At 48.2% G+C, this 8,336-nt stretch carries 8 protein-coding genes; 5 read left to right on the plus strand and 3 right to left on the minus strand.

Going from position 1 to position 8,336, the window contains the following annotated elements; all coding sequences use genetic code 11:
- Positions 1–95: 95 nt before the first annotated feature.
- A complete protein-coding gene (locus A3751_RS09340; RefSeq protein ID WP_068454849.1) occupies positions 96–1,544 on the plus strand; it encodes a TrkH family potassium uptake protein in 1,449 nt (482 codons plus the stop codon).
- Between the two features lie 20 nt (positions 1,545–1,564).
- On the opposite strand, the gene A3751_RS09345 is transcribed toward A3751_RS09340, so the two are convergent.
- Positions 1,565–2,140 (minus strand): hypothetical protein, encoded by a 576-nt coding sequence (locus A3751_RS09345; RefSeq protein WP_156492354.1) that lies wholly within the window; start codon positions 2,138–2,140, stop codon positions 1,565–1,567.
- A 128-nt stretch (positions 2,141–2,268) separates the two neighbouring features.
- Between A3751_RS09345 and A3751_RS09350 the strand changes: the two genes are divergently transcribed.
- From A3751_RS09350 to glyS, 3 genes are all read left to right on the plus strand, one after another.
- A complete protein-coding gene (locus tag A3751_RS09350) occupies positions 2,269–2,709 on the plus strand; it encodes a YtoQ family protein (RefSeq protein WP_068454855.1) in 441 nt (146 codons plus the stop codon).
- A 119-nt stretch (positions 2,710–2,828) separates the two neighbouring features.
- On the plus strand, positions 2,829–3,794 hold the full coding sequence (glyQ, locus tag A3751_RS09355; protein WP_082863149.1) for a glycine--tRNA ligase subunit alpha: 966 nt from the start codon (positions 2,829–2,831) through the stop codon (positions 3,792–3,794).
- 2 nt (positions 3,795–3,796) lie between these two features.
- On the plus strand, positions 3,797–5,866 hold the full coding sequence (gene glyS / locus A3751_RS09360; RefSeq protein ID WP_068454858.1) for a glycine--tRNA ligase subunit beta: 2,070 nt from the start codon (positions 3,797–3,799) through the stop codon (positions 5,864–5,866).
- 89 nt (positions 5,867–5,955) lie between these two features.
- On the opposite strand, the gene A3751_RS09365 is transcribed toward glyS, so the two are convergent.
- Positions 5,956–6,918, minus strand: coding sequence for a TAXI family TRAP transporter solute-binding subunit (locus tag A3751_RS09365; protein WP_068454861.1), 963 nt, complete (start codon positions 6,916–6,918; stop codon positions 5,956–5,958).
- 207 nt (positions 6,919–7,125) lie between these two features.
- Here A3751_RS09365 and A3751_RS09370 point away from each other — a divergent pair, with 207 nt between their 5' ends.
- Positions 7,126–7,911 carry a GGDEF domain-containing protein gene (locus A3751_RS09370; protein ID WP_082863148.1) on the plus strand — a complete coding sequence of 262 codons (786 nt, stop codon included), beginning with the start codon at positions 7,126–7,128 and terminating at the stop codon, positions 7,909–7,911.
- A gap of 31 nt (positions 7,912–7,942) precedes the next feature.
- Here the strand turns inward: A3751_RS09370 and A3751_RS09375 are convergent.
- On the minus strand, positions 7,943–8,336 hold a 394-nt coding region (locus A3751_RS09375), incomplete at its 5' end, for a TraB/GumN family protein (protein ID WP_197466253.1).

Consider the following 8,336-nt stretch of genomic DNA (forward strand, 5'->3'; position numbering starts at 1 on the left):
TGTCATTTTGTTCCTGGTCGACAAAGGCAAAGTGCGTGAGGTCGAAAAACTATTCCAGGTTGGTTTAACATTTTTCTAGAGTCATAGGCAGACGCATGCAATTTCTTACCATAGGCAGGATGCTCGGCGTATTGTTGATGCTTTTCAGCTTTACAATGATCCCTCCTATTATCGTCTCCCAATTGTATGGAGACGGCCAGCTGTTCGCTTTCGTTGAGGCATTTTCTATCACGCTTGGTCTTGGCTTTCTGGTCTGGCTTCCTTGTCGTGGATATCGAAGAGAGCTACGTGTTCGAGACGGTTTTTTAGTCACTGTCATGTTCTGGATCGTACTAAGTCTCAGCGGATCAATTCCTTTATATTTGTCTGACTCTCCAAACCTTTCCTATACAGACGCCTATTTCGAATCTCTTTCAGGGTTAACCACAACAGGCGCAACCGTCATTACGGGGCTGGATGATCTCCCGAAGTCAATTCTCTGGTATCGACAGCAGCTTCAATGGTTTGGCGGAATGGGTCTGATCGTGCTCGCAGTTGCAGTCCTACCCATGCTCGGTGTTGGTGGCATGCAGCTCTATCGCGCGGAGGCTCCCGGCCCAGTAAAAGACAGTAAGTTAACACCTCGAATCACCGAGACAGCGAAAGCGCTCTGGTACATATATTTGGGGCTAACCGTACTCTGCGCCGTCGCGTACTGGGGCGCAGGAATGGATGTATTTGATGCTATCGCGCATAGTTTTTCTACTATCGCGATTGGTGGCTACTCAACTCATGATCTAAGTATCGGCTACTTTGACAGCGTCAGCATTGAGCTAATCGCCATCTTCTTTATGTTTATTTCGGGCGTTAACTTTGCGCTACATTTTGCTGCCTGGCGCGCCAACAGTCCGAATGTTTACTGGCGAGATGCGGAATTCAAGTTTTACGCAGGCTTGATGCTTTTCGTCAGCATTATCACCATCACGACGCTGGTTTACACCAAGTCCTACGAGCCTTCAACAGCTTTTGTAAAAGGCTTATTTGAGGTCGTCTCGATCGCCACAACAACCGGCTTTTCTACGGCCGATTTCGCAAACTGGCCTTTTGTACTGCCATTTTTACTCTTCGTGGTCGCCTTTGTCGGAGGCTGCGCGGGATCCACCGGTGGTGGCATGAAAGCAATTCGCATCCTTCTCATCCTGAAACAAGGCATGCGCGAAGCAAAGCGCCTCATTCATCCAAACGCAGTCATTCCAATCAAGGTAGGCAAAAAACCTGTGGCCGACCGGGTAGTCGAAGCCGTATGGGGCTTTTTCTCTCTCTATCTTTTTGTATTTGTAATCTTGCTGCTCTTACTTCTAGCTAGCGGACTTGATCAAGTCACTGCTTGGTCGGCAGTTGGCGCGTGCATCAACAACTTGGGGCCTGGTCTTGGAGACGTAGCCCTGCACTATGGAGATCTACCCACTTTCTCCAAGTGGGTCTTATGTGTCGCAATGCTGATGGGACGACTAGAAATCTTTACGTTACTTGTGTTGTTTACGCCTGCGTTCTGGCGCACCTAGCGCCAGAGTTCGCAAACGTTTCATGCAACGCCCGATATACCCAATTTACGAAGACCTTTAAAAACCCCCTGAGCGAGATTATCAAGCTCATGCTTCGCTTTGTGCGTAACGCTTTTGATCGCACCGATTTCGTCGCCCTGAGCATAAAACGCATCGCATGCACGCATCGCTTTTACAGCGGGATTTGATTCTTCTAGACCATACCACTCACGAATTTTATTGATCGCCTGAGAAAAGGCTTCCTCAAAACCATGTGTTGCGATCGAAATCGTCGTCCTCTTCACGCCCTTTTGCCAAGGCACGTTAATCCGCAACTCTAGAACATCAACGGGAGCCCGAGAATCTCGAGCCACTGTCACTCTCCGCAAACCACGGATCGATCCATCACTGCGAACATGAAAGCCCGGCAATGAAGCCTGCTCTCGCTGATAGATCTCATACTCAGAGTCCAAACGTTTTTCTATTTCCTCTGCTTCTCTACGAGCGGCTTCTCGATTGTCGCCAATGCGCACGTATTCCTGATACTCTTTTCCCGCCCAGGATCGGTAAACCCTGAAGTAATCCAGACCGCCGTATTTGTGATCATATATCGGCATTTCAACCTCCACTTGTTTCTTTCAGCACTCTTGCAAGCATATTTGGCTTGCATCCTTTAGGCTGTTAATTAGAATCCGCCTACTTTGAGCACAGTTTAATCAATTAAAACTAGGGACTTAAACCTAATATGAAATACAGCATCTATCTTTCGGGTGAAATACACACAGACTGGCGTGAGCGCATCGCGTCAGGAATTGAAGAAGCAGGTCTCGATATTGAGATCTTTGCGCCAGTGACGAACCATGAAGCAAGTGACGAAGTGGGCGTGCGTATCCTCGGGGAAGAAGACAACAACTTTTGGAAAGACCATAAAGCGGCCAAAATTAACGCCCTTAGAACCAGCGTGATGATCGAAAAAGCAGATCTAACGGTCGTCCGTTTTGGTCCAAAATACAAGCAATGGAATGCGGCATTTGAGGCTGGCATAGCAATTGGCAAAGGCAAACCGATTGTTGTTATCCATGATCCTGAGATTACCCACCCACTCAAAGAAGTCGACGGCGCTGCGCACGCTGTCGCAGAAACGCCAGAGCAAGTGGTTGAAATTTTGAAATATATCAAGCAATAAGTGCACGAGCGGCGATACCGATGGTGTATAATGCCGCTCCTTTTTCTCGCGTTTTGTAGCGAATTTTCGCGAGAATAGTGAAATCCAAACATAAAGAAATAACTACGGGTGGTCGAGTTGTGGCTGAACAATCCAATCCAGATGTAAAAACCTTCCAGGGGCTAATCCTAGCTCTTCAAAATTTTTGGGCGAGTAAGGGCTGTGTCGTACTTCAGCCTCTCGATATGGAAGTCGGTGCCGGCACCTTCCACCCTGCGACATTTTTACGCTCTATTGGGCCAGAGACTTGGAATGCCGCTTACGTGCAACCAAGCCGACGCCCCACAGATGGTCGTTATGGAGAAAACCCCAACCGCCTGCAACACTACTACCAATTCCAGGTGGTAATGAAACCCTCCCCGCTGAACATTCAGGATCTCTACCTAGAGTCACTGAAAGCGATGGGCATTGATACCATGGTGCATGACATTCGCTTCGTTGAAGATAACTGGGAGTCACCGACATTAGGCGCATGGGGCCTGGGCTGGGAGGTTTGGCTAAACGGCATGGAAGTCACTCAGTTTACCTACTTTCAGCAAGTCGGTGGCCTAGAGTGCTATCCAGTCACTGGAGAAATCACCTATGGCCTTGAGCGTATCGCAATGTACCTTCAGGGCGTCGACAGCGTCTATGACTTAATCTGGACCCACGGGCCAGACGGCGACGTAACATACGGTGATGTTTTCCATCAAAACGAAGTTGAAATGTCGACTTACAACTTTGAGCATGCTGATGTTGATTCACTGTTCAGAAACTTTGATACCTACGAATCAGAAAGCGAGAGACTCATCGGATTAGGTCTTCCATTGCCAGCCTATGAACTGGTTCTGAAAGCATCACATACGTTCAATATGCTAGATGCACGACACGCTATTTCGGTCACCGAGCGCCAACGCTTTATTCTTCGCGTACGCAGCCTAGCCCGCGCCGTCGCGCAGGCGTATTTTGATACTCGCATGAAACTCGGCTTTCCTCTCGCCCCAGCAGAATTACGTGACGAAGTGATAGCAAAAGTCGAAGCCGCAACAGACAAAGGGAGCAAGTAATCGTGTCTCACAAAGATTTTCTCGTTGAACTTGGCACCGAAGAGCTCCCGCCGAAAGCATTAAAGAAACTCTCAGCCGCATTCAGCAAGGGTATTCTTGATGGCCTTGATGATGCCGGAATCACCTACGGAGACAGCAAAAGTTTTGCTGCACCACGCCGCCTCGCCCTTCAAATATCCGGACTAGCTCTTCAACAAGCAGACAAAGAGATTGAAAAGCGCGGTCCATCAAAGAAGGCCGCATTTGATGATGAGGGTCAAGCAACGCGCGCGCTACTAGGATTTACCGGCTCGCTAGGCATTGATCCAAGCGACCTTGAGGAAATGGAAACACCAAAAGGCGCCTGGCTTGTCTACCGAAGTATCGAGGCAGGAAAAGTGACGTCAGAGTTAATTGGTGACATTGTTGCCCAGTCACTCGCCAAATTACCGATTCCAAAGCGAATGCGCTGGGGTGCTCAAAAAGAAGAGTTCGTGCGTCCAGTGCAGTGGGTACTTATGCTTCTGGGTGGGGACGTCATTCCCGGAGAAACTTTGGGCATCCAGCATAGCAATACCACGCGCGGCCACCGGTTTATGAGCAGCGGTGAAATTGAGATCAGCGAACCATCGGCATACGAAGGTACATTGCGTGACCAAGGCAAAGTCATTGCCGATTATGAAGCGCGAAAAGCCATCATTAAGTCAGGTGTAGAGCAAATCGCAAAAACGGTCAATGGCCTTGCGATCATCGATGAAGACCTGCTCGATGAAGTCAACTCGCTCAACGAGTGGCCAACACCACTGCTCGGAAATTTTGATCATGCGTTTTTGAGCGTGCCTGCGGAAGCATTGATTTCATCAATGGCCGAACACCAAAAGTACTTCCACGTACTCGGTGATGATCAAAAAATCATGCCGCACTTTATTACCGTTTCAAACATCGAAAGCAAAGACCCTGAACAGGTCATCCGCGGCAATGAACGCGTAATCCGGCCACGTTTGTCTGACGCCGCCTTCTTTTTTGAAACAGACAAGAAAACAACCCTTGAATCCAAACGCGACGCGCTTAAGAACATAGTCTTCCAAACCAAGCTTGGTACTGTGTTCGATAAAACAGAACGTGTTTCAAAGTTATCTCAACGCATCGCCAAGGTCATTGGCAGCGATGAAAACAAGGCTCTTCGTGCTGGTCAGCTCGCAAAGTCTGATTTGGTCAGCGAAATGGTTCTGGAGTTCACAGACCTTCAAGGCATCATGGCCTATCACTATGCTTTGCATGATGGCGAAGCGGAAGACGTTGCACTGGCATTAAATGAACAGTACATGCCAAAGCAAGCTGGCGGTGAGCTGCCAAGCACACTAACGGGTTGTGCGCTTGCCATCGCAGAAAAGCTCGACTCATTGGTCGGTTTATTTGGCATAAATCAACCGCCAACAGGCACAAAAGATCCTTTTGCACTGCGTCGCGCCGCACTAGGCGTTTTGCGCATCATTGTTGAAAAACAATTGGATGTAGATCTTCGAGATCTAATTTCGTGGGCAATAGAAGAACACTCCGCTCTGGAAAACAATGATCTTGAAGCTCAGCTACTCGATTATTTACTAGATCGATTCAGAGCTTGGTTCGACGATGAAGGCATTTCCGCCGAGGTGTTCCTCGCTGTGCATGCTCGCAAGCCGACCAAGCCTGTCGACTTTGACAAGCGCATTCGCGCAGTTGCGGCCTTTAATGCATTACCACAAGCTGAAGCGCTTGCAGCGGCGAATAAACGCGTATCAAACATACTCGCGAAAAACAAAACTGAGAATGGCGGCGGGCTTAATGAAGCATTGCTAAGCGAACCAGCGGAACAGGCGCTAGCGAAACAGTTAAGCGCGTTGCAATCGAAAGTAGCACCCATGTTTGCAGCTGGTGACTACGCGCAAGCATTGAATGCACTCGCTGAACTGCAAAGCGCAGTTGATGCATTCTTCGACAACGTGATGGTGATGGCAGACGATGAAGCCGTGCGCAATAACCGTATCGCCCTGCTGGAGCAATTGCGTAACCTGTTCTTGCAAGCAGCCGACATCTCTTTGTTATCTCGCTAGCTGAAAAGTAGACTTTCTCCAAAAGTCGCATCAACATAAGAAGCCGGGCACTTTGCCCGTCTTTTTACTGTGGTGCTTTCTCTGCGCATCTAGGGTTTTGGCATTCCCGCCGTTTCAAAATAGGACTGTGCTCCTGCATGCCACGCAGACACTTTATCTGAGCGCAGCATCTCTTCACGACTCAATAACTTAAGCGCTGGATGCAAGTCTCTGAAGACATTAAAGTCTTCGAAGATAGACTGCGTAAGCGCGTAGATCATACCCTCATCTACATCCTCGCTAGAGACGAGATTTGCATAAACACCAAAGGTTTCAATATCCTTTGGATTGCCGCGATACATTCCACCGGGAATGACTGTTTTGACATAGACCTCTGAGCGCGAAATCAACTCTTCAAGCTTTGCGGAGGCGGCTGGCACAATCACGCTTTCACAATCCGTTGTGGCGAGCTTCACCGAGCTATTTGGCGAGCCAGCCACAAAGACCATCGCATCAAACCTGTCATCACACAATGCTTGCGCTTGATCGTCGGAGTCCAATTCATAGACCTCAGAGAAATCGGACTTCCACCACCCCATGACCCCCATCAACCACTCCATTGTCGCCCGCTGGCCAGAGCCTGGATTACCAATATTAATACGCTTGCCTTTGAGGTCTTCAAGCTTCTCTACGTTCGAATCCTTTCGCGCCACTATGGTAAAAGGCTCACTGTACAAATTGACCACTTTACGCAAGCCATCAAATGCCCCGTAATCTTTGAATTGAGCCGAGCCTCTTCGGGCATGCATAAACCAATCACTCTGCACAATCGCAAGATCAATCTCCTGAGCGCGCAACCGCTTTATGTTTTCCAAGGAACCGCGGCTACTCTCAACAAAACAGCGGACGCCATGCTGTTTTACGCCCTGATTCATCATCTGACATATCGCACCACCCGCAGGGTAATAAACACCCGTTACACCGCCGGTTGCCATAATCAGATGTGCCTGTTCGGCATAAACCAAACCAGAGAAAAACAAGACTATAAGAGGAAAAAAGCGCTTCAAATTCATAGATACGTTCTTTGTCTGAGAGAAATTGATCTAATGATTAAAAAGCATGCAAGAGCACCATGCAATAAATAAGTGGCGACTGGTTAATATCTGTTCTATATACAACCCAAAGGAATAAGCGCAAAATAATAATTTGGATATCCGCTTGTGATAACTGCCGGCAAAGTCAGATAAAAATACGAATGTTGCACTTACGATGGCCGAACTATGACGATCATTCAAAACAGTTCCATTCGGTTCGCGAATAACTTTATTACGCGCAGCCTCTCCCTGCCTGCGCTCAGAGCTCTTTACGGCTTCTCTTTAGCCATTGTCCTGCCATCTGGCTGGATACTTATTCAATGGCTGGCTGGCAGAAGCCCTTTCTCGGAAGAAGCCTTTGACGTTCTTCTGTACGCCTATATTACGGTGATAGGCGGAATCATGTTTGCCTCTATTGGCTTCATGATTGGCAAACGAGAGCAAACCATGACCGACCTTGCGTTAAGTGATAGCTTAACTGGCTTGTACAATAAGCGATACTTTCAAAACCGCCTAGATCAGGAATTTGAACGCTTTCAGCGTTATGGAACACCCATGTCGTTGGTGCAAGTCGATTTGGATCATTTCAAATATGTAAACGATACATGGGGCCATCAAGCGGGCGACATTGTTTTGAAACAAGTAGCAAACGCGGTGCAGAGCAATCTGCGTACCGGTGAAATTGCGGCCCGCGTGGGCGGAGAAGAGCTCTGTATCATCGTCTGCAATTCAAAAGCAGACGCCGCATTTCAGTTAGCTGAACGAATCAGAAGGGCAATCAAGGACATGGAGATTGATTGGCAGGGCGAAAAAATTCAGGTCAGTGCATCATTTGGTATTGCCGACGCAGAACCAGACATTCTGACCAAGTGGCAGCTCTATGAGCGCGCTGACCAAGCTCTCTATCAAGCCAAAGAACATGGCCGAAACTTAAGCATCATTTTCAAAAGCGACATGAGTAAAGCCGCCTGAGTCTGGTGGGATCTTCGTCATCCAAGGGCGCTTACAACTGCTTGAGTTGATAACCTTTCTTTTGAAGAAGGTCTACCACGCCCGAGGGGCCAACAAGATGTCCGGCACCAACGACCATAAAGCATACGCGATCGCTAAAGCACTGCTCTAGTTTCTCAGCCATCTGCACGTTGCGCTTAAAAAACAGCACCTCGTAGTAATTCTCCAAACTCGGAAAATCACGCATACCTTCACCGATGGCCAGCTCGTACATGAGATCTGCATCACCCTGTTTCCACGCATCTTCTAGGCCTTTCCACTCACTTTCAAAGTCAGCCATATTCAGCAAAGCATCACTAAAGCTTTCCTCATCGGAGGGTAACTCTGAAATCAATTTAATCTGAAACTCGAAGCTTTCTAGCTCTTCTATTTTTTTGCGGTAACGT

It is taken from the genome of Oleiphilus sp. HI0080 (assembly GCF_001635135.1).